The 19,452-nt window shown below is 70.4% G+C and carries 21 protein-coding genes; 6 read left to right on the forward strand and 15 right to left on the reverse strand.

The annotated features are described in order from the left end of the window. Nucleotides 1-18: 18 nt before the first annotated feature. The 8 genes from ACIBQX_RS12155 to ACIBQX_RS12190 form a co-directional block, all read right to left on the reverse strand. Nucleotides 19-2,718: a fumarate reductase/succinate dehydrogenase flavoprotein subunit gene (locus ACIBQX_RS12155; RefSeq protein WP_397003428.1), complete on the reverse strand. Its 2,700-nt coding sequence runs from the start codon at nt 2,716-2,718 to the stop codon at nt 19-21. After that, nucleotides 2,719-3,474 carry an ABC transporter ATP-binding protein gene (locus tag ACIBQX_RS12160; RefSeq protein WP_397003430.1) on the reverse strand — a complete coding sequence of 252 codons (756 nt, stop codon included), beginning with the start codon at nt 3,472-3,474 and terminating at the stop codon, nt 2,719-2,721. Next, nucleotides 3,471-4,256, reverse strand: coding sequence for an ABC transporter permease (locus tag ACIBQX_RS12165; RefSeq protein WP_397003432.1), 786 nt, complete (start codon nt 4,254-4,256; stop codon nt 3,471-3,473). Before ACIBQX_RS12165 ends, ACIBQX_RS12160 begins: the two co-directional genes overlap by 4 nt. Then, nucleotides 4,256-5,674, reverse strand: coding sequence for an ABC transporter substrate-binding protein (locus tag ACIBQX_RS12170; RefSeq protein ID WP_397003434.1), 1,419 nt, complete (start codon nt 5,672-5,674; stop codon nt 4,256-4,258). The genes ACIBQX_RS12165 and ACIBQX_RS12170 overlap by 1 nt, the downstream gene beginning before the upstream one ends. Before the next feature lie 11 nt (nt 5,675-5,685). After that, nucleotides 5,686-5,913 (reverse strand): ferredoxin family protein, encoded by a 228-nt coding sequence (locus ACIBQX_RS12175; RefSeq protein ID WP_397003436.1) that lies wholly within the window; start codon nt 5,911-5,913, stop codon nt 5,686-5,688. Next, on the reverse strand, nt 5,904-6,656 hold the full coding sequence (locus ACIBQX_RS12180) for a GntR family transcriptional regulator (RefSeq protein ID WP_397003438.1): 753 nt from the start codon (nt 6,654-6,656) through the stop codon (nt 5,904-5,906). The genes ACIBQX_RS12175 and ACIBQX_RS12180 overlap by 10 nt, the downstream gene beginning before the upstream one ends. A 157-nt stretch (nt 6,657-6,813) precedes the next feature. Beyond that, nucleotides 6,814-7,065 (reverse strand): hypothetical protein, encoded by a 252-nt coding sequence (locus tag ACIBQX_RS12185; RefSeq protein ID WP_397003440.1) that lies wholly within the window; start codon nt 7,063-7,065, stop codon nt 6,814-6,816. Between the two features lie 51 nt (nt 7,066-7,116). Beyond that, nucleotides 7,117-8,250: an MFS transporter gene (locus ACIBQX_RS12190; RefSeq protein WP_397003442.1), complete on the reverse strand. Its 1,134-nt coding sequence runs from the start codon at nt 8,248-8,250 to the stop codon at nt 7,117-7,119. 103 nt (nt 8,251-8,353) lie between these two features. Between ACIBQX_RS12190 and ACIBQX_RS12195 the strand changes: the two genes are divergently transcribed. The 3 genes from ACIBQX_RS12195 to ACIBQX_RS12205 all read left to right on the forward strand — a co-directional run bounded on the left by ACIBQX_RS12195 (nt 8,354) and on the right by ACIBQX_RS12205 (nt 9,900). Next, nucleotides 8,354-8,803: a hypothetical protein gene (locus ACIBQX_RS12195; RefSeq protein ID WP_397003444.1), complete on the forward strand. Its 450-nt coding sequence runs from the start codon at nt 8,354-8,356 to the stop codon at nt 8,801-8,803. 79 nt (nt 8,804-8,882) lie between these two features. Next, a complete protein-coding gene (locus ACIBQX_RS12200; RefSeq protein WP_397003446.1) occupies nt 8,883-9,329 on the forward strand; it encodes a carboxymuconolactone decarboxylase family protein in 447 nt (148 codons plus the stop codon). Between the two features lie 403 nt (nt 9,330-9,732). Next, nucleotides 9,733-9,900, forward strand: coding sequence for a hypothetical protein (locus ACIBQX_RS12205; RefSeq protein ID WP_397003448.1), 168 nt, complete (start codon nt 9,733-9,735; stop codon nt 9,898-9,900). Nucleotides 9,901-9,946: 46 nt separating this feature from the next. Here the strand turns inward: ACIBQX_RS12205 and ACIBQX_RS12210 are convergent, their stop codons facing one another. The 4 genes from ACIBQX_RS12210 to ACIBQX_RS12225 form a co-directional block, all read right to left on the reverse strand. Continuing rightward, the gene (locus tag ACIBQX_RS12210) at nt 9,947-10,570 is read right to left on the reverse strand and encodes a pyridoxamine 5'-phosphate oxidase family protein (RefSeq protein WP_397003450.1); all 624 of its coding nucleotides are present in this window, start codon (nt 10,568-10,570) and stop codon (nt 9,947-9,949) included. Nucleotides 10,571-10,602: 32 nt separating this feature from the next. Beyond that, nucleotides 10,603-10,731 (reverse strand): hypothetical protein, encoded by a 129-nt coding sequence (locus ACIBQX_RS12215; protein ID WP_397003452.1) that lies wholly within the window; start codon nt 10,729-10,731, stop codon nt 10,603-10,605. A gap of 63 nt (nt 10,732-10,794) precedes the next feature. Next, complete coding sequence (locus ACIBQX_RS12220; protein WP_397003454.1) at nt 10,795-11,892, reverse strand: PrsW family intramembrane metalloprotease; 1,098 nt, start codon at nt 11,890-11,892, stop codon at nt 10,795-10,797. A gap of 64 nt (nt 11,893-11,956) precedes the next feature. After that, the gene (locus tag ACIBQX_RS12225; RefSeq protein WP_397003456.1) at nt 11,957-13,156 is read right to left on the reverse strand and encodes an amidohydrolase; all 1,200 of its coding nucleotides are present in this window, start codon (nt 13,154-13,156) and stop codon (nt 11,957-11,959) included. Between the two features lie 63 nt (nt 13,157-13,219). Between ACIBQX_RS12225 and ACIBQX_RS12230 the strand changes: the two genes are divergently transcribed. Next, nucleotides 13,220-13,618: an ester cyclase gene (locus tag ACIBQX_RS12230; protein WP_397003457.1), complete on the forward strand. Its 399-nt coding sequence runs from the start codon at nt 13,220-13,222 to the stop codon at nt 13,616-13,618. Nucleotides 13,619-13,699: 81 nt separating this feature from the next. Further along, nucleotides 13,700-14,218: a TIGR03618 family F420-dependent PPOX class oxidoreductase gene (locus ACIBQX_RS12235; RefSeq protein WP_397003459.1), complete on the forward strand. Its 519-nt coding sequence runs from the start codon at nt 13,700-13,702 to the stop codon at nt 14,216-14,218. Nucleotides 14,219-14,347: 129 nt separating this feature from the next. On the opposite strand, the gene ACIBQX_RS12240 is transcribed toward ACIBQX_RS12235, so the two are convergent. Continuing rightward, complete coding sequence (locus ACIBQX_RS12240) at nt 14,348-14,917, reverse strand: TetR/AcrR family transcriptional regulator (protein ID WP_397003461.1); 570 nt, start codon at nt 14,915-14,917, stop codon at nt 14,348-14,350. An 89-nt stretch (nt 14,918-15,006) separates the two neighbouring features. Here ACIBQX_RS12240 and ACIBQX_RS12245 point away from each other — a divergent pair, with 89 nt between their 5' ends. Next, a complete protein-coding gene (locus ACIBQX_RS12245; RefSeq protein WP_397003463.1) occupies nt 15,007-15,747 on the forward strand; it encodes an SDR family oxidoreductase in 741 nt (246 codons plus the stop codon). A gap of 160 nt (nt 15,748-15,907) precedes the next feature. Here ACIBQX_RS12245 and ACIBQX_RS12250 read toward each other — a convergent pair whose 3' ends face one another. Then, the gene (locus tag ACIBQX_RS12250; protein ID WP_397003465.1) at nt 15,908-18,724 is read right to left on the reverse strand and encodes a vitamin B12-dependent ribonucleotide reductase; all 2,817 of its coding nucleotides are present in this window, start codon (nt 18,722-18,724) and stop codon (nt 15,908-15,910) included. Then, complete coding sequence (nrdR, locus tag ACIBQX_RS12255) at nt 18,721-19,176, reverse strand: transcriptional regulator NrdR (RefSeq protein ID WP_397003467.1); 456 nt, start codon at nt 19,174-19,176, stop codon at nt 18,721-18,723. The genes ACIBQX_RS12250 and nrdR overlap by 4 nt, the downstream gene beginning before the upstream one ends. Nucleotides 19,177-19,452 lie beyond the last annotated feature (276 nt).

The following is a 19,452-nucleotide window of genomic DNA, read 5'->3' on the forward strand; positions in this document are numbered from 1 at the left end:
TGTGCTGGGTGCGGGCGATCAGGAGAAGGGCTGCGCCCCGGCGTTCGCCGGCCGGTCGTCGAGCGCTTTGCGGGCGTAGGCGCGGACGTCGGCGTCCAGGTCCGACAGCGCGGCCCGGAGTGCGGCGGCGGCAGGGGGCGCCGTCGACCAGCGGGTGAGCGCGAGCACGGCCGCCTTGCGTACGTCGAGGTTGGCGTCGGCGAGCGCGGCGGCGAGCGGTGCCACCGCGGTCCGCCGGTCCGCGGCGGCCAGGCAGCGGGCCGCGCCGACGCGCACCTCCCAGTCGGGAGCGGTGAGCCCGCGCAGCGCCTGCTCCTCCAACGGTGCGCCGACGGCTCCCGACGCCTCCAGGGCGGCGGCTCTGACCAGCGGGTCGGCGTCGTCGGCGAGGCCGGCCAGCACGGGGGACGGCTTGCCGATGAGGCCGAGGCCCTTGGCGGCCCAGACCCGGACCTCGCGGGACGGGTCAGCGGCGGCCGCGGCCACCCGGTCGGTCTCGTCGAGCGAGACCAGCCCCCGGATCGCCTCGATGCGCACCCGGCGGTCGGGGTCGGCCATGCCCGCGCCGAAGAGGTGCGCGTCGCCGAGCCGCAGGGCGCGCAGGACGTCCAGGCCGGTGGCTCTGACCAGGGCGTCGGCGCTGGTCAGGCGTTCGGCCAGGGCGGCGCCGAACGCCGGGGTCGCGGGCAGGACCTCGACCAGCTCCCGGAGGCCGGCTGCGGCGGCGCGGCGTACCGTGCCGTGGTCGTCGACGAGCGCGGCGACCAGGGCCGCGCCCGCGCCTTCGGGGACGGTCTCGGTGAGCGTGGCGATGGCCGCGCGGCGGACCTTGGGGTCGGCGTCGGCCAGGTAGGGGGCGAGCCGGTCCACCGTGGGCTGCTCCTCGGCCAGCCGGTTCAGCTCCAGGATCCGGGGCGAGCGCCCGACCGCGGTCCGCTCCGCGCGGGCGGCCGTGACGCGCCGGATCGCCGTGGCGGCCTGGGCGTCGAGCCGCACCGGCTCGCCGCCGGCCGGCGTGAACTCCGGCACGGGCACGAGGTACGGCTCCACCGGCCGCTTGACGAACTCCATCGCGCCATCGGACCGCCTGCGCAGGTTCAGGTGGTACAGCCATGCGGCGTCGTCGCGGGCGGGCAGGTCGGCGCGCTCGTGGTAGAGGCCCCAGCGGCTCTCGGTGCGGGTGAGCGAGGCGCGGGCGGCCATCTCGGCGCAGTCGCGGATGAAGTCGACCTCGGCGCAGCGCATGAGCTCGTGCGGGGTGCGCGCGCCCATCGAGGCGATCTCGTCGCGCATCCGCTCGAAGGACTCCAGCGCGATCTCCAGCTTGGCGCCGGTCTTGGGCGGGGCGATGTAGTCATTGACGAAACGCCGCAGTTTGTACTCCACCTGCTGCTGCGGCGGCCCATCGGGGTGGCGCAGCGGGCGGTAGATCAGCTCGTGCGCGTCGGCGATCTGGCCTTCCGGCAGCGCCGCGGCGGTGCTGTCGTGCCGGTTGTGCGCGGCGGCGTGCGCGCCGGCGAGGTCGCCGAACACGAACGCGCCGATCATGTAGTTGTGCGGCACGCAGGCGAGGTCGCCCGCCGCGTACAGGCCGGGCACCGTGGTCGCGCCGTGCTCGTCCACCCACACCCCGGAGGCGGAGTGGCCGCCGCACAGGCCGATCTCGGAAATGTGCATCTCCACGTCGTGGGTGCGGTAGTCGTGGCCGCGCCCGGCGTGGAAGGTGCCGCGGGTAGGCCGCTCGGTGAAGTGCAGGATGTTCTCCACCGCGCTGATCGTCTCCTCGGGCAGGTGCGTGAGCTTGAGGTAGATGGGGCCGCGGGCCGAGTCGATCTCGGCGGCCACCTCCGCCATCATCTGGCCCGACCAGTAGTCGGAGTCGACGAACCGCTCCCCCTTGCTGTTGACCTGGTAGCCGCCGAACGGGTTGGCCACGTACGCGCAGGCCGGGCCGTTGTAGTCCTTGATCAGCGGGTTGATCTGGAAGCACTCGATGCCGCTGAGCTCCGCGCCCGCGTGGTAGGCCATGGCGTATCCGTCGCCGGCGTTGGTGGGGTTCTCGTAGGTGCCGTACAGGTAGCCGCTGGCGGGCAGGCCGAGGCGGCCGCACGCGCCGGTCGCCAGGATGACCGCCCCGGCCGAAACGGTGACGAACCGGCCCGAGCGGGTGTCGAACCCGGCGATCCCGGCCGCCCGGCCGTCGACGGTGAGCACTCTGACCGGCATGACCCGGTTCTCGATGCGCACCTTCTCCCGGATGTCGCGGCGGCGCAGCACCCGGTAGAGGACCTTCTTGACGTCCTTGCCCTCGGGCATCGGCAGGACGTAGCTGCCCGAGCGGTGCACCCTGCGCACGGCGTACTCGCCGTACTCGTCCTTCTCGAACTTCACGCCGTAGCGTTCGAGGCGCTTGACCATCTCGTGGCCCCGGGTGGCCGTCTGGTAGATCGTCTTCTGGTTGACGATCCCGTCGTTGGCCCGGGTGATCTCGGCGACGTAGTCCTCGGGCGTGGCCTTGCCGGGGATGACGGCGTTGTTGACGCCGTCCATGCCCATGGCCAGCGCGCCGCTGTGCCGTACGTGCGCCTTCTCCAGCAGCAGGACGCGGGCGCCCTGCTCGGCGGCGGTGATCGCGGCCATCGTGCCGGCGGTGCCGCCGCCGACGACGAGCACCTCGCACTCCAGGTGCAGGCGGTCCTCGATCGAGGGGATCTCCATCTACAGCTCCTCCAGAATCCTGGCGCGCAGCTCGCCCCTGTCGGCGGCGGGGTCGCGCGGTCCCGGCACCTCGATCACCGAGCGGACGCCCTGCCGTTCGAGCACCACCACCCGGTCGGCGAGCAGCAGGGCCTCGTCCACGTCATGGGTCACGAAGACCACGGTCGCCCGGGTGTCGCGCAGCACGTCGAGCAGGAGGCGCTGCATCTGGGCGCGGGTCTGGGCGTCGAGCGCGCCGAACGGCTCGTCCATCAGCACGGCGCGGGGCGCGCCGACGAGGGCGCGGGCGAGCTGGACGCGCTGCCGCATGCCGCCGGACAGCTCGCGCGGCAGCTTGTTCTCCGACCCGGCGAGCCCCACCCGGCCGATCCAGGCGTGCGCCGCCGCCGCGCGCTCGCGCCGGGGGATCCCGCGGATGCGCAGCGGCAGCTCGACGTTGCGCCTGACGGTCCGCCACGGCAGCAGACCGTCGTCCTGGAAGATCATCGCGCGGTCACCTGACGTGGCCGCGACCTCCGCGCCGCCCGCCAGCACCTTTCCGCTGTACGGCCTGAGCAGGCCCGCCAGCGACCGGAGCAGCGTGGACTTGCCCGACCCCGAGGAGCCGACGACGACCAGCACCTCGCCGGGGATCACCTGCAGCTGGATCTCACGCAGGATCAGCTCGGGCCCGTAGCCCAGGGTCAGCGACTCCAGCGTGAACCCGAGTCCGGCCTGCGCCCCGGCCGTCCTCTCCTGCCGGGCGAGCGTCGTCATGCGGTGCTCCCTTCCGCGCGGGGCAGCCAGCGGGTGGCCTTGCGCCCGATGAGTTCGACGGCGGCCGAGGTGAGCCAGCCGAGCAGGCCGATGGTGGCCATCCCGACGATCACCGCCGGGTAGTCGACGAGCGTGTAGGACTGCCAGGTGCGGTATCCGACGCCGAACTCGCCGGAGATCATCTCCGCGGAGATCACGCAGATCCACGCCACCCCCATGCCGACGGACAGCCCGCCGAACAGGCCGGGCAGGATGCCGGGCAGCACGACGTTCCAGAGCACGTGGCGACGGCCGCCGCCGAGCGTCCTGACGGCGTCCTCCCACAGGGTCGGCAGGGCGCGCACGGCGTGCCGGGTGCTGACCATGATCGGGAAGAAGGCGGCGACGAAGGTGATGAACACGATGCCCTGCTCGTCGGTGGGGAAGAGCAGGATCGCCACCGGGACCAGGGCGATGGCCGGGATCGGGCGCAGGGCTTCGAGTAGCGGCAGCACCACGTCGCGGGTGGGGGCCGAGCGGGCGACGGCGATGCCCACGGCCAGGCCCACGACCGCGGCCAGGCCGAACCCGGTGAGGATGCGCACCAGGCTCTGCAGCAGGTCCAGGTAGTAGACCGAGGTGGCGAGCCTTCGCGCGGCCTCACCGGCGATCTCGTCCAGCGTCGGCAGCCGGTCGAAGGTCAGCCACAGGCGTGTGTCGGTGACGGTGAGCAGCTGCCACAGCCCCGCCGCCGCCAGGAGCGAGGCCACCTTGACCACCCCGCTCCGTCGCCGGGCGCCCATCAGGTGTCCCCGCCCTGCTCGGCGGCCTTGAGCGCGGCCTCGTAGGAGATCGGCTCGGCCTTCGGGTGGTCCTCGCGGTAGGCGTCGGCGCCGTCCTGCGTGGTGAAGGGCAGGAACCGGGCGTTCGCCGTGGCGCCGGGGTCGCGGAGCCAGACGGAGTCGGCGGCGAACCACTTGGTGCCGGTGACCGTGTCCGGGACGTACGCGGCCCGTACGGTGTCGCCCGCCCTGGCGATCTGGCGCAGCAGGCAGGTCGGCGTGGCGGCGGGCCGGGTCGTGGTGGCGCCGGCCGGCCACAGCTCGGAGGCCGTCCTCGGATCGTCGACCGGGCCGCCGCAGACGGGGTCGGTGCCGGTGATCGCGGCGGGGTTCGTCAGCCGGGCCACGTCGGTGTCGTAGGCCGCGCCGTACGCCTTGCGCAGGTAGGAGTCGTTGACGAAGGCCGGGACGTCCACTCCCGGGAAGTCGGTGCCGATCCGCTTGAGAAACGGCACGTCGTGCTCGTGGGCGGCCTTGAGCTGTGGTTTGAGCGTGACGTCGAAGGTGGAGATGCCGCCCCGCCCGTTGTAGAGGTAGACGACCTCGGCCGGCAGGCCGGTCGTCCGCGCCACGGACTCGGCGGCCTCCAGGGGGTGCTCGTGCAGGTAGCGGGTGGCGTCCATCTGCGCCTTGAGGAAGGCGTCCACCACCTCGGGGTGTGCCTCGGCGTACGCCTCGCGCAGCACCACGCCGTGGAAGGTGGGCACGTCCAGCGCGGAGCCGTCGTAGATCAGCCGGCCCTTGTCCTGGAACACCAGCAGGCCCGGCCAGGCCACGAACTGCGCGTAGCCCTGGACGCCGCCGGATTCGAGCTGTGAGGAGCCGACCGCCGGCTGGTGGTTGACGATCTCGGTGTCGGCGGCCGGATCGAGGCCCGCCCGTTCCAGCGCCTGGACGAGCGTGCCGTGCCCGGCGGAGCCGACGCTGGCGGAGATCTTGGCGCCCTTCAGGTCGGTGAGGGTCTTCGCCGTGGAGCCGGGCGGGACGACGACCATGTTGAGGCCGCCGCGCAGGTTGTAGCCCGTGATGGAGACCAGCTCCGTGCGGGCCGCCGGGATGTGCTGGGTGCGGGAGGCGTTGATCAGCAGCGGGTAGTCGCCCATCGAGCCGATGTCGATCTTCCCGGCGACCATCTTGGCCGTGATGGGGGCGCCGGTCTCGAAGTCCTGCCACTCGACGGCGTACTTGTCGCCGAGCCGCTTCTCCAGGTAGCCGAGCGAGCGCAACAACGTTCCGGCGGTCACGGTGTTGATGGTCTTGGACTGGTAGCCGACGACGACCGTCGTCCTGTCCTGCCCGCCCGCCTGGCCGGACACGGGACCGGCGACGGTGCAGCCGGTCGCGGCCAGCAGGGTGAGGACCGCCAGGGTCACGCGCATGGGTCGTTCCCTCATCGCAGCAGGTAGGGGATGTTGATGGTGACGGCGTCGACGGGGCACCTGGCGGCGCACGGGCCGCAGTACCAGCACTCGTCGACGTGCATGTACGCCTTGCCCGTCTCGTCGCTGATGGCCAGGGAATCGAGCGGGCACGCCTCCACGCAGAGCGTGCAGCCGTCGATGCAGAGTCCCTCGTCGATGGTCACGGGGACCTCGACCCGCTGGGTGATCAGTGCCATGGCTTCTCCTCCGGTTCGCGGTTCAGATGACCGCGCATGGTCAGCCGGTCGCCTCTGAAGCGGATGAACTCCAGGTCGACCGGCCGCCCGTCGGCCAGGTGGGTGAGCCGCTCGACCATGAGCAGCGCGGCGCCGCGCGGCGCGTCGAGGGCGGCGGCGGTGTGCGGGTCGGCGTTGACCGCTTCGAGGGTCAGCTCGGCCGTGCCGAGCGGCTGGCTCGCGATCCGTTCGAGCAGCACGAAGATGTCGTTGTGCACGAGATCGGCGTCGAACAGCGGCTCGCCGACGTCGCGGACCAGGTAGGTCAGGTCCAGGGAGAGCGGCAGGCCGTTGAGCAGCCGGAGCCGTTCGAGGTAGATGACCTGCTCCCCGGCGGGCAGGCCGAGCCGGTGGCGGACCGTCGCGGGCGGCTCGATCAGGGTCATCGTCCTGACCTGGTTGGTCACCTCGCCGTGCTCGTGCAGGGTCTCGGCCAGGCCGAGCAGCCGGTGCAGGCCGTGGGGATACTTCTCGCCCGCCACGGTGGTGCCCACGCCCGGGGACCGCTCGACCAGCCCTTCCTCGCGCAGCAGGTGGAGCGCCTCGCGCACGGTGTTGCGCGAGGTGTGGAACTCTCGGGCCAGCGCCGCCTCCAGCGGCAGCCGGCCGTGCGGGAACTGCCCGAGCACGACCTGCCTTCTCAGCAGATCGGCCACCTGCCGGGCACGATCGGCCCGGTGCCGCCGCGCCACCACCCGTACCATCCCTGCCTCCCGGCCGTCTCGCCTGTGCTGCCGGGATCAACCTACTAATCAGGTAGGAAAAAGGGAATAACGGGGAGATTGCGCCAGGGGGAAGGTGGCGCGACAGGCCCTCCACCAGGCGTTCCGACTTCTGTGCGGCAAGATCTGCCACCTGTTCTCAGGCGGACGCGCCCGCCATGATCCGGTCGACGATGCCACGGGTGCCCTCCTGGCGGGCGCAGTGAGCGCAGCAGTACCAGTGCTCGCCCGACTGGACCCCGTGGCCGATGACCTTGGTGCCGCAGTGCTCGCAGATCGGCGCCATGGCCTGGATGGCGCACTGGAAGGAGTCGAAGGTGTGGACGGCCCCCTGAGCGTGCACCTCGAAGGCCATGTCGTAGTCGTTGCCGCAGGTCTCGCAGACGGCCATGGTGATCCCCTCTTTCGTGGACTCGCCGATGGGCTACCCGGTGGCAGGGATTCATCTCCTCAACGAACGGCCATATTCAGGCCGCGAGAGCGCGGCCATCGCCAGCAGCGGGAGGGCGAACAAGCCCAGGCAGGCGAGGGCGCCGGGCAGGCCGAGCCACGCCGCCAGCGCCGCGACGAGCAGCGGGGAGGCCACGAAGGCGGCGTAGGAGATGGTCGACACGCTGGACACCAGCGCTCCGGTGGGGTCGCCGGCCGCGGCACGACTGAGCAGGGCGGGCACCAACGGGCCGAGCGTGAGCCCGGCGAGGGCGAACCAGGCCAGCGAGGGCCCCGGCGAGCCGGCCAGCCCCGCCAGGACGATACCGCCGCCGCCGCCCACTCCCCCCACCAGATACAGGGTGCGCGGCGTCAGCCGGGGCAGCGCCTGGGCGATGAGGCGACCGGCGGTGAGCGCGGCCATGTAGGCGGCGGGCGCGGCGCTGGCCAGCAGGACCGAGGCGCCCTGGTGGTCCTCGAGCAGCAGCACCGACCACTGCTCGACGGCGTTCTCGATCGTGAGCACAGCCGCCAGGAGCCCGCCGAGCAGCAGCGCGGCGGTCCAGCGGCGCGGCCGGGCGCCGTCGCCCGGCACGGGGGTCAGGCCCCGGCCCATGGGCAGGAGCGTCAGCGAGGCCGCCGCGACCACGACGACCACGCCGATCACCAGCAGTATCGCCTGCGTCTCGACGCCCTGCTCGCGGGCCAGGCCGGTGGCGGGCGCGGCGGCGATGACCGCGACGGGGAAGGCGGCGTGCACCGGCTGGAACAACCTGCGCCCGCTCTCCCGCTCGGCCCGCCCGGTGGCCATGTTGAGCGTGACGTCGAGCGCTCCGCTGGTGGCGCCGACGACCAGCAGCGCCACGGCCAGCTGCGGGGCCGAGGCGACCTGGCCGACGGCCACGATGCTCAGCGCGAAGACCACCGTGGAGGTGAGCAGCGCGGAGCGTTCCCTGCCGGAGGCCAGCCGCCCGACCAGGGCCATCACCGGGATCGCCCCCACCGGCGTGCCGATCAGCGCCAGCCCGAGCTCTGCGGTGGAGACCCCGAGCTGCTCCTTGACCGCCGGCAGCAGCGCCGACCAGGAGCCCCAGAAGACGCCCCAGGCCGCGCAGACGGCGATCAGCGGCGCGGCGTTTATCTTCATGACCGCTCCGGCGCGGCATTTATCTTCACGAACGCTCCACTGTTCGGTCAGTTCCCAGTAAAGTCGGTCGACGTCCTGTAAGTCCCCCTGCGAAGGGAAGCTCGTGCTCACGAGAACGGTCATCGCGGCCACTCTGGTCGCCGCCGGGATCGCCGCCACCCCCGCGCCCGCCTACGCCTCCTCCGCGGCCCAGTCTCCGGAGAGCATCTGCGGCCCCGGCTTCCACCGGGTCGCGGACGGCCACCGCTCGATGAAGACCCGCGCCGGCGCGGTGTTCGGGCATGTGTACCTCATGTTCAACAAGCGCAGCGGGAAGAACTGCGTCGCCGCGATCAAGACGGCCTACCGGGGGACGCGTACGGTCACGGGCGCCGCGCTCAACATCCGGGGCGGCGCCAAGTCGGTGGACGTGCGCGAGTATCGCTACTACGCCGAGACCGGCCACCTCACGGGAGCCTGGAAGTGCGTGAAGTACGCGGGCTGGACCAAGGACCCGCGCGGCCGGGTGGAGGCGTGGGGCGGCCGAGCCTCGTGGGGTAACTGCGCGGGTTAGAGGATTCTCCGCCGAAGCTGTCACAACGAGCGGCCCTGCCCCGTCCTCCTTGAGTAAGCACCACATCAAGGAGGTTCCCATGACACAGCGGCTCAATGTGGCGGCGCTCGCTCCGGAGGCCTACAAGTCGTTCATCGCCGTGGAGGCGTACCTGCACACCTGCGGGCTGCCCCTCGGCACGCTGGGGCTGATGAAGCTGCGCGCCAGCCAGATCAACGGCTGCGCCTTCTGCGTCGACATGCACAGCCGTGACCTGAAGAAGTCCGGCGAGGCCGACGAGCGGATCTGGTCGGTGGCCGCCTGGCGGGAGGCCACCGTCTACAGCCCCGCGGAGCGGGCCGCGCTCGCGCTCACCGAGGAGGCGACCCGGCTGGCCGACCGCGCGGCCGTGCCCGACGCGGTGTGGCAGGAGGCGGCCGAGCACTACGACGAGCAGCAGCTCGCGTCGATGGTGGTCGCGATCGCGATGATCAACGCCTGGAACCGGATCGCCGTCACGACCAGGACCCCTCCCGGCGCCATGTGACCGAGAGTGGGCGGCACAGCTCCGTGTCGCCCACCGTCACCGGGCCCAGCAGCCTGCTCATCCCCCGTGCTCATCCCCCGTGCTCATCACCGTACGAAGACGTACAAATGCATTGAGCGTCCGCGTGTCGCCGGTTAGGTTGGCGCCCAGGGCAACCCGTCGCCAAGCCGCTGTCAAGCGGCGCGGCGCAGAGTGGGCCCAGGGCGAGCGCTGAGAGGGGGCAGACCATGAGACGCGTGAGAACCGTCAAGACGACGAGCAAGCGGCGTCCGGACCGTGGAACAGACCTGGACCTGCGATCTCCGTCGGGCCGACGTCTTCCCTACTGATCTGATCCTTACACCGAACATACAGGGGTATCTGTAGATAACATAGGTAACAGGATTATCACGGGGGGGCTCACATGAACAGGCTGGTAGCAGTCGCATCGCACGTCGTCAGGCACAAGGTCCGCGACATCCGCTCGGCGGACCGGCGCAGGACCACCGCCGATCCGAAGGTCGTCGACCTGCGCGCCTACAGCGGCCGCAACGTCATCCGCTTTCCCGGTGGTCCCACTCCCGCCGCCTAGGAACGTTCCAGGCCGGTCGGCGTCCCGTCTTCAGGGGCGCCCGGCCTCAGCCGTAGAGCTTCTTGCTGTAGGCGGCCTCGGCGTAGTACGCCTCCAGCTCGGACAGGGTCTCCTCGGTCGCCTGAACGTCCTTGATCAGGGTGGCGTTCGAGGGCAACGCGTCGGGAGCCCAGGTGCCGGGCTTCCAAACCCCGCCGCGCATGAACGCCTTGGCGCAGTGGAAGAAGATCTGCTCGATCTCCACGACGAGCGCCAGGCGCGGCCGGTGACCCTTGACGATCATCTCGTCGAAGAACGGCGCCTCCCTGACCAGCCGGGCGCGCCCGTTGACGCGCAGAGTCTCGTCGCGGCCGGGGATGAGGAAGATCAGGCCGACCCGCGGGTTGGCCAGAACGTTGCGGAAGCCGTCGGCCCTGCGATTGCCGGGCCGGTCGGGGATGGCGATCGTGGTGTCGTCGATGACGTACGTGAAACCGGCGGGGTCGCCCTTGGGCGACACATCACAGGCGCCGTCGGCGTCCGAGGTCGCGATCAGGCAGAACGGTGAGGCCGCCAGCCACTGCCGGTCACGCTCGTGCAGGCGCACCCGCTCCTTGGTGACCGCCCGGGGCATCACCTCGCCCAGCAGCTCGCGCAGCTCGGCCTCGGACTCGATCTCCACCCAGCTCATCTGAACTCCCTTCGGGGGCTGCCGCGATTATGTCAGGGCAGGGGCTCCAGCATCCGGTTCGGCCTGCAGGCGGGCACGACGGTCGCCGTGGCGGCCTGCGTCGCGCTCACCACGCTCACGGCCATCGCCGCGCCGGCCACCCGGCACCGCTGAGCCGTCACCACAGCGGACCGTTGCCACCGCCGAGTCGCCGCCACCGCCGGGTCGTCACCACCGCCGGGTCGTCACCACCGCCGGGCCTGGGCCATCGCCCCCAGCAGCGCGTCACGCTCGACCTCGAACCGGCCCGCGTCCATGCCCTCGCGCTCGGTGCGCAGGTGCAGCATGGTCAGCTCGGTCGCCGCTTGCTGATAGTCGCTCATGGCCCGGCCCAGTCTGGCGCGCCTGGCCCACTTACGGGCCGCCCGCCGGGCCGGAAGAGTGGACAGCATGCGGATGTCCGGCGGCGTCACCAGTCCGGTCTGCTCGTATCCGGGCAGGTAGACGGCCATCTTGGCGACGAAGTGCTTGCGCTCCCTGACGGTGATCACGATCAGCAGGATCAGCGCCACCATGATCACCAGGTACGCGCCGCCGAGCGCCGGCAGCGACCCCATCGTGGCCGCGCCGTTCCACAGTCCGTGCAGCAGGACCGCGCCCAGGTAGCCGAGCGGGATCGCGGCGAAGCGGAAGGCGTTGCGGCGGGTGAGCGCGTAGGCGACGCCCACTCCGATCAGCGAGGTGTAGACCGGGTGGCCCAGCGGGTCGATCAGCCCCCGGACGACGAAGAGCTGCACGGCCGCCTCCAGGCCGTCCTTCCCGTAGGCGATCAGGTAGTAGCCGACGTTCTCCACCACGGCGAAGCCCAGCCCGGCCATCGAGGCGTACACGATGCCGTCGGTCAGCCCGTCGATCTCCCGCCTCCTGCGCAGGAGCAGCAGCAGCGCCGAGCCCTTGAGCGCCTCTTCGATCACCGGCGCCAGGAACACCGTGCCCACCACGTTGACCTGCTCAGGCCCGTAGCCCGCCCGAGCGAAAAGTGCCTGCCCGGCGATCGTGAGCACGATCGCGATGACCACCGCCACCCCCGCGCCCCAGGCGAACGCGAACAGGAGGTGGAGCTTCGGCTCCGGCTCCAGCCGGTCCAGCGAGAGCACCGCCGCCAGCAGCACCGGCAGCGGCGTCACCGCCAGCGCCGCCGCCACCCCGAACCCGACCGGCCCGCCGTCCAGCAGCAGCGCCACCAGCACGACCAGGGCCAGCACACTGGAGATCACCAGGCCGATCAGCAATGCCTTGCTGGGGCGTTGATCGAGCATCGACGTTCGGGCCGGAACGGTCATTGCGGAGCCTTCCTTGTTCTCGGGCTCCCACTGTGACGCAGCCGCATCGACGCCCGCTTGCCGATCACTTGCGAAACTCGTTGTAGAAGGGATCGACGACCCCCTCCGGGTACGAATACACCGCCCGGCCCGACACGAACACCCTCAGCGCCCGGCTCATCACGTCGAGCGGATCACCCGACCAGATGACCACGTCACCGTCGAGCCCCGGCCGCAGCGCGCCCACCCGGTCGTCGATCCCCATGATGCGAGCCGGGTGAACGGTGATCGAGCGCAGCGCCTCCGCCGCGTCCAGCCCTTCCTTGACCGCGAGCGTGGCCTGGTGGACCAGGAAATGGATGGGCACCACGGGATGGTCGGTGGTGATCGCCAGCTCGACCCCGGCGCGGGCCAGGATGCCCGGGTTGCGCAGCGAGCGCTGCCGCAGCTCCACCTTCGACCGGCTGGTGAACAGCGGGCCGATGATGACCGGGACACCGCGCTCGGCCAGCAGGTCGGCCAGCAGGTGCCCCTCGGTGCCATGGTTGATCACCAGGCGGTAGCCGAACTCGTCGGCGAGCCGCAGCGCGGTGGCGATGTCGTCGGCCCGGTGCGTGTGCTGGCACCAGGGCAGCTCGCCGTCGAGGACGCGGACGAGCACCTCCGACGTGGCGTCCCGGTCGAACGGCTTGCCCTCCTCCTCGGCGGCGGCGCGCTTGGCGCGGTAGTCCTGGGCCTTCATGAACGCCTCTCGGATCACCGCCGCCACGCCCTGCCGGGTGGACGGCAGCTTCTTCTGGTCGCCGTACACGCGCTTGGGGTTCTCGCCGAGCGCGCTCTTGACGCTCACCGGCTCCCTGATCAGCATCTCGTCGACGGTCCTGCCCCAGGTCTTGATCGCGACCGTCTGCCCGCCGATCGGGTTGGCGGAGCCCGGCTTGATCACCGCCGTGGTGACACCGCCGGACAGGGCGTCGGCGAAGCCCAGCTCCGCCGGATTGATGGCGTCCAGAGCGCGCAGCCGGGCGCCGTTCGGGTCGGTCATCTCGTTGGTGTCGTGCCCGGCCCAGCCCTCGGCCTCCTCGTGCACACCGAGATGGCCGTGCGCCTCCACGAACCCGGGCAGCACCCAGCCTCCTTGGGCGTCCACGACCGTGAAGCCCGCCGGCACCTCGACCTCGCGGCCCACCGCGACGATCTTCCCGTCCCTGATCAGAACGGTGCCGTCGTCGATGGAGTCGCCGTCGACGGGCACCACGTGCCCATGGGTGATCGCGAGATTCATGGCCCACAACCTACCGGCGCGGCCGTCAGGTGAGGGGACACGCCTGCCGGGTACCCGGAGGAGATGACCGCCGAACTGTACGAGCGCTGGCTGCTCGAGATGTGGAACGGGGACTTCCGGCTCGCGCACGACCTGGTCGGCCCCGGCTTCGTCGGCCACTGGCCGGGGATGGACGTACACGGGCCCGACGAGCTGATCGCGACGATGGAGCAGGGGCACGCGCCGTTCACCGGCGTCACCGTGACTCTCGACGTGGGCCCGATCGTGGACGGGGCGACCGTGGCGGCGCGGTGGACGTTCGCCGGCTCCTACCGGGGCGGCCTGCCGGGCGCGATGGCGCCGGTGGGCACCGGGATCGCCTTCAGCGGCCACGACATCCTCCGCGCCGAGGGCGACAGGTTCGCCGAATACTGGGTCATCTCCGACACCCAACACCTCTCCTGGCAACTCGGCATGACCTGACCGCCGGCCTCCCCCGGCAACGCCACACGTGCTGACTACTCCTACTACTGTGGGTCGATAAGTCGGGATAAAGGAGGATGTGTGACCCACGGTCCCGGGACAGGCCCGGCCCCCCGCGCGCTCCAGGACGCGGAGCTCGCCGACCTGCTCGCCCACCAGCGCTTCGGCGCGCTCGCGACCCAGCAGAGCAGCGGCCACCCCCACCTGTCCACCGTCGCCTACACCTGGGACCCCGAACGGCAGGTCGTCAGAATCTCCACCATCGCCGACCGCCTCAAGGTCCGCCAGCTCCAGCAGGACCCGTACAGCGCCCTGTACGTCGCCAGCGACGACTTCTGGTCCTTCGCCGTCGCCGAGGGCAAGGCCGAGCTGTCCCCGGTGAGCACCGAACCCGGCGACGAGGCCGGCCTCGAACTGCTCGCCATGCAGCCGAACGCCCCCGCGGACCAGGAGGCGTTCCTCCGGCAGATGGTGCACGACCGGCGGATGACCATCCGCCTCCAGGTCACCCGTCTGTACGGCACCGCACTGGACGCCACCGGCGAAACGTCCCCGTCGGCCCTGCTCCCAGAAGGCCTCGCGGCCCACCCACCCTGGTGACCCACCGCTCCGACCGTCAGCTATGCGACCCGTACCGACAGTGCTATACCCGCGTCTACTGGGGCAGAGCACTTATTCGAAGGGTGCGGTATTCCTCGCCGGCGGACGGGCTGCAACGCCTCCGAGCCCTCAAGGAGGGGAAGCCGGCTCTCCACGACGGCGCAATCCGTCGAGGATGACGCCGAGCAGGTGCCGGGCTCTGGTGTCCCACTCGGCCTGCTCAAGGCGGGTCAGATAGCCAATGAGCAGAATGACGTCACGGGCGTCGACGTCGGAGCGGATGACCCCACCGGTCTTCCCGGCGTCGAGGAGCATGGTCAGCGCGTCACCGATCGGGCCGAGGCTGTGCGCGGAGAGGTCCCGCCACACCGATGCCTCGATGGCGGCGAACACTCCACGTTTGATCTGCGCGTACTCGACCACCCGGTCAAACCAGCGGCCCAGCGCGGTGAGCGGATCGTGCTCGGCGAGCAGCGCCGAAGCCGCCGCCACGAGCTCACCGACGTCCTCTCGATAGACCTCGACGAGGAGATCCTCGCGGGTCGGAAAGTGGCGGTAGAGCGTGCCCTGGCCGACCCCCGCCTGTTTGGCGATCGCATTGAGCTTGATCTCGTCCGCGTCCGCGATGGCCGCTCGTGCGGCTTGGATGATCCGTGCGCGGTTGTCGGTGGCGTCGGCGCGGCGGCGGGTGGAGTCCATTCGTCCCTCTACTCGTTCACCTATACGGACACGTGTCCGGTAAGCTGCCAGCCATACGGACACGTGTCCACTTTAATGGAGGGATCCTGATGACAGCCATCGACGGCCAGGTCGTCGCCATCACCGGAGCGAGCAGCGGCATCGGCGAAGCCACCGCGCGCCTGCTCGCCGAGCAAGGCGCGGCCGTCGTCCTCGGCGCCCGACGGACACAGCGCCTCGACGAGCTCGCCCAGGACATCCGCGACCGCGGCGGACGCGCCATCGGCTGTGCCACGGACGTCCTCCGGCAGGAGGACCTCGAACGACTCGTCGGCGAGGCCGTGGCAGAGTTCGGTCGGCTCGACGTGTTGGTGGGCAACACAGGCATCGCCAAGATCGGGCCCGTGGCCGACCTCGACGTCAACGGCTGGTCGGCCATGATCGACGTCAATCTCCGCGGAGTGCTCAACGGCATCGCCGCCGCCCTGCCGGTGTTCCGCCGGCAGGGCCACGGCCACCTGGTGACCACGGTGTCGACCGCCGGCCTGACGATCACCCCCACGATGGCGATCTACGCCGCGACCAAGAACGCCGTCCGCACCCTGCTGGAAGGTCTGCGGCAGGAATCGACCGACGGTGTCCTGCGCACGACGGCCGTGTCGCCGGGCTTCGTCCGCACCGAACTCGCCGACTCCATCGACAACACTCAGGTCCGCGAGCAGATCCTCCGCAACATGGGCAAGATCGGCATCGCGCCAGAAGCCGTCGCCCGCGCCATCGCCTTCGCCATCGAACAGCCCCCCGACGTCGAAATCGGCGAAATCACCATCCGCCCGACCGTCCAGAACTAACCGCCGTCCTTGCGCTCGCCGGTCCGAATCCCTGGTCACGGGCGCCTGCTCGTGTTACGTCACGCAACGATGTCGTGCCGTTCGCTCCGAGAGCGGTGGTGCCGATTCGCTCGGTCCCACCGCTCTCGACAGCAGATTCGCGCCTGAAAGGTGCTCAGCCTCAGCTGCAGCCGCTGGTGGAGCCGCAGCCCTCGCAGACGTAGCAGCTGCCCGCCGGGCGCATCTTGGTGCCGCACGTCATGCAGAGCGGTGCGTCCGCCGTGAAGCGCTGGTGGCTCTCCAGCGTCAGCTCCAGCTCCTTGGCCGCCTCCGGCCTGGGCCGCTCCTCGATCGGCGCCGACTGGGCCAGCGCCTCGCGGTCGACCGTGTCCTGCAGCGCCGCCGGGTCCTCGCCGCGCTGCTGCGCCGCCCGCTCGGTCATCGAGAAGATCCCCAGCGCCGCCCGCTCGTCGTAGGGCAGGTGGTCCAGCGCCAGGCGGCGGAAGATGTAGTCCATCACCGAGGTCGCCATCCGGATGTCCGGATCGTCCGTCATGCCGGCGGGCTCGAAGCGCATGTTGACGAACTTGCTCATGTACGTCTCGAGCGGCACGCCGTACTGCAGCCCGATCGAGATCGCCACCGAGAAGGCGTCCATGACGCCCGCCAGCGTCGAGCCCTGCTTGGACATCTTGAGGAAGACCTCGCCGAGCCCGTCGTCAGGGTAGGAGGAGGCGGTCATGTAGCCCTTGGCGCCCCCCACCGTGAACCGGGTCGTGGTGCTGGGCCGCTGGTTGGGCATCCGGCGCCGGGTCGGCCGGTTGACCTCGATGACCTTGACCTCGGGCTCCGCCTCGGCCTCGGCCTTCTTCCCCTCGTTCTTCGAACCGCCGACCGACAGCGGCTGGCCCACCTTGCAGTTGTCGCGGTAGACCGCCAGCGCCTTCAGCCCGAGCTTCCAGCCCTCCATGTAGACCTGCTCGATGTCGTCGATCGTCGCCGACTCGGGCAGGTTGACGGTCTTCGAGATCGCGCCGGACAGGAACGGCTGCGTGGCGGCCATCATCCGGACGTGACCCATGGGCGCGATCGCCCGCTCGCCCATGGCGCAGTCGAACACCTCGTAGTGCTCGGGCCGCAGGCTGGGGGCGTCCACGACGTGGCCGTGCTCGGCGATGTACTCGACGATGGCCTCGATCTGCTCCTGCTGGTAGTGCAGCTGCCTGAGCGCGCGCGGGATCGTCTGGTTGACGATCTGCATCGACCCGCCGCCGACGAGCTTCTTGAACTTGACCAGCGCCAGGTCCGGCTCGATCCCGGTGGTGTCGCAGTCCATCATCAGGCCGATGGTCCCGGTGGGCGCGAGCAGGCTCGCCTGCGCGTTCCGGTAGCCGTTCTTCTCGCCGACCTTGAGGCACTCGGTCCACTGGCGCGTCGCCTCGGCGTGGATCTTGGCGTCCACGGTGCCGACCGTGCGCAGGTCGTCGTTGGCGGCGGCGTGCTTACGCATGACCCGCTTGTGCGGCTCGGCGTTGCGGGCATAACCGTCGTACGGCCCCACGACCCCGGCCAGTTCGGCACTGCGGCGGTAGGACACACCGGTCATCAACGACGTGATCGCCCCGGCCACCGCGCGGCCGCCGTCGGAGTCGTACGCGTGGCCGGTCGCCATGAGGAGCGCGCCCAGGTTGGCGTAGCCGATGCCGAGCTGGCGGTAGGCGCGGGTGGTCTCGCCGATCTTCTCCGTCGGGAAGTCCGCGAAGGTGATCGAGATGTCCATCGCCGTGATGATCAGCTCGGTCAGCTTGACGAAGCCGGCGATGTCGAAGGAGTTGTCGTCGTTCAGGAACTTCAGCAGGTTGATGCTGGCCAGGTTGCACGAGGAGTTGTCCAGGTGCACGTACTCGGAGCAGGGGTTGCTCGCGGTGATGCGGCCCGTTTCCGGGGTGGTGTGCCAGTCGTTGATCGTGTCGTCGTACTGCACGCCGGGGTCGGCGCACTCCCACGCCGCCTTGGCCATCTTGCGGAACAGGTCACGCGCGTCGACGGTCTCGATCACCTCGCCGGTCAGGCGGGCGCGCAGGCCGAACTGGTCGCCCTTCTGGACCGCGCGCATGAACTCCTCGGAGACGCGCACCGAGTTGTTGGCGTTCTGGTACTGCACCGAGACGATGTCCTTGCCGCCCAGGTCCATGTCGAACCCGGCGTCACGCAGCGCGCGGACCTTGTCCTCCTCGCGCGCCTTGGTCTCGATGAACTCCTCGATGTCCGGGTGGTCCACGTCGAGCACGACCATCTTGGCCGCCCGGCGGGTGGCGCCGCCGGACTTGATGGTGCCCGCGCTAGCGTCCGCGCCGCGCATGAACGACACCGGGCCGCTGGCCGTACCGCCGCTGGAGAGCAGCTCCTTGGACGAGCGGATGCGGGAGAGGTTGACCCCCGACCCCGAGCCGCCCTTGAAGATCACGCCCTCTTCCTTGTACCACTCCAGGATCGACTCCATCTGGTCGTCCACGGAGAGGATGAAGCAAGCGCTCACTTGCTGAGGCGACTGGGTGCCGACGTTGAACCAGACCGGGGAGTTGAAGGCGAAGACCTGGTGGACCAGGGCGTGCTTCAGCTCGTGGTCGAAGATCTCGGCGTCCTCCTCACTGGCGAAGTAGCCGTGCTCCAGCCCCGTCTTGGTATAGACGCCGACCACGCGGTCGACGAGCTGCTTCAAACTCCACTCGCGCTGCGGCGTGCCCACGGCGCCGCGGAAGTACTTGGTGGTCACGATGTTGGCCGCGTTGACCGACCAGAACTCGGGGAACTCGACGCCCCGCTGTTCGAAGTTGATCGATCCGTCGCGCCAGTTGGTCATGACAACGTCGCGGCGCTCCCACGTGATCTCGTCGTACGGGTGCACGCCGGGCGTGGTGAAGATCCGCTTCATCTTCAGGCCCTTGCGCGGACGCTTGCCCCCGCGCGCCACTGAACCACTGGACGTCTCCGTCATGACTCCCCCTTCTCCGCCTTCAACTGTTCGATCTCGGCCTCGAAATCCGCCAGGCTCTCGAAACCGCGATACACCGATGCGAAACGCAAATACGCCACCTCGTCGAGCTCGCGCAGCGGCCCGAGGATCGCCAGGCCCACCTCGTTGGCGGCGATCTCGGCAGCACCCCTGGCCCGGATGGCCTCCTCGACGCTCTGCCCGAGCTGGGCCAGGGAGTCCTCGCTCACCGGCCTGCCCTGACAGGCCCGCCGCACGCCCGCGACGACCTTCTCTCGCGAGAAGGGCTCGGTCACCCCGCTGCGCTTGTTCACCATGAGCAGTACGGTCTCCTGCGTGGTGAACCGCCGCCCGCATTCGGAGCACGTCCGGCGACGCCTGATGGCCGCGCCGTCCTCGGTGGAACGGCTGTCGATGACCCTGGTGTCGGGATGGCGGCAGAACGGACAGTGCACGCTTACGCCTCCTCGAACCGGGGTCACCACCGGCGCGAAACCCGCGTCACCATAGGCTCTCGCACGCGCCATGGCTCGCCAGGGTGCGTTCGCGGAAACACTAGGTGTGGTGAACTACATCGGTGTAACTACTAGATGTTGTGGTCCAACCGTAGGAGGGTGCGACCATGAACGCAAGTTGGAAACCGCCTGAACGCGGAACGCGCTGATCAGCCCCAGCCTTCCCTCCCGCCTCGGGCGTGTCGCCCCCTTCGCGGGCTCGCGTGTCACTCGCGT

The organism is Nonomuraea sp. NPDC049714 (genome assembly GCF_044465295.1).
Taxonomy (GTDB): domain Bacteria; phylum Actinomycetota; class Actinomycetes; order Streptosporangiales; family Streptosporangiaceae; genus Nonomuraea.

Excerpts from the sequence above, each read along its gene's own strand:
- ACIBQX_RS12200 (WP_397003446.1), top strand. The coding sequence starts at position 8,883 with ATGACACAGCGGCTCAATGTGGCGGCGCTCGCTCCGGAGGCCTACAAG.
- ACIBQX_RS12245 (WP_397003463.1), top strand. The coding sequence starts at position 15,007 with ATGACAGCCATCGACGGCCAGGTCGTCGCCATCACCGGAGCGAGCAGC.
- ACIBQX_RS12205 (WP_397003448.1), top strand. The coding sequence starts at position 9,733 with ATGAACAGGCTGGTAGCAGTCGCATCGCACGTCGTCAGGCACAAGGTC.
- ACIBQX_RS12220 (WP_397003454.1), bottom strand. The coding sequence starts at position 11,892 with ATGACCGTTCCGGCCCGAACGTCGATGCTCGATCAACGCCCCAGCAAG.
- ACIBQX_RS12165 (WP_397003432.1), bottom strand. The coding sequence starts at position 4,256 with ATGGGCGCCCGGCGACGGAGCGGGGTGGTCAAGGTGGCCTCGCTCCTG.
- ACIBQX_RS12210 (WP_397003450.1), bottom strand. The coding sequence starts at position 10,570 with ATGAGCTGGGTGGAGATCGAGTCCGAGGCCGAGCTGCGCGAGCTGCTG.
- ACIBQX_RS12160 (WP_397003430.1), bottom strand. The coding sequence starts at position 3,474 with ATGACGACGCTCGCCCGGCAGGAGAGGACGGCCGGGGCGCAGGCCGGA.
- ACIBQX_RS12170 (WP_397003434.1), bottom strand. The coding sequence starts at position 5,674 with ATGCGCGTGACCCTGGCGGTCCTCACCCTGCTGGCCGCGACCGGCTGC.
- ACIBQX_RS12225 (WP_397003456.1), bottom strand. The coding sequence starts at position 13,156 with ATGAATCTCGCGATCACCCATGGGCACGTGGTGCCCGTCGACGGCGAC.
- ACIBQX_RS12155 (WP_397003428.1), bottom strand. The coding sequence starts at position 2,718 with ATGGAGATCCCCTCGATCGAGGACCGCCTGCACCTGGAGTGCGAGGTG.
- ACIBQX_RS12190 (WP_397003442.1), bottom strand. The coding sequence starts at position 8,250 with ATGAAGATAAACGCCGCGCCGCTGATCGCCGTCTGCGCGGCCTGGGGC.
- ACIBQX_RS12240 (WP_397003461.1), bottom strand. The coding sequence starts at position 14,917 with ATGGACTCCACCCGCCGCCGCGCCGACGCCACCGACAACCGCGCACGG.
- ACIBQX_RS12230 (WP_397003457.1), top strand. The coding sequence starts at position 13,220 with ATGACCGCCGAACTGTACGAGCGCTGGCTGCTCGAGATGTGGAACGGG.
- ACIBQX_RS12185 (WP_397003440.1), bottom strand. The coding sequence starts at position 7,065 with ATGGCCGTCTGCGAGACCTGCGGCAACGACTACGACATGGCCTTCGAG.
- ACIBQX_RS12250 (WP_397003465.1), bottom strand. The coding sequence starts at position 18,724 with ATGACGGAGACGTCCAGTGGTTCAGTGGCGCGCGGGGGCAAGCGTCCG.
- ACIBQX_RS12175 (WP_397003436.1), bottom strand. The coding sequence starts at position 5,913 with ATGGCACTGATCACCCAGCGGGTCGAGGTCCCCGTGACCATCGACGAG.
- ACIBQX_RS12180 (WP_397003438.1), bottom strand. The coding sequence starts at position 6,656 with ATGGTACGGGTGGTGGCGCGGCGGCACCGGGCCGATCGTGCCCGGCAG.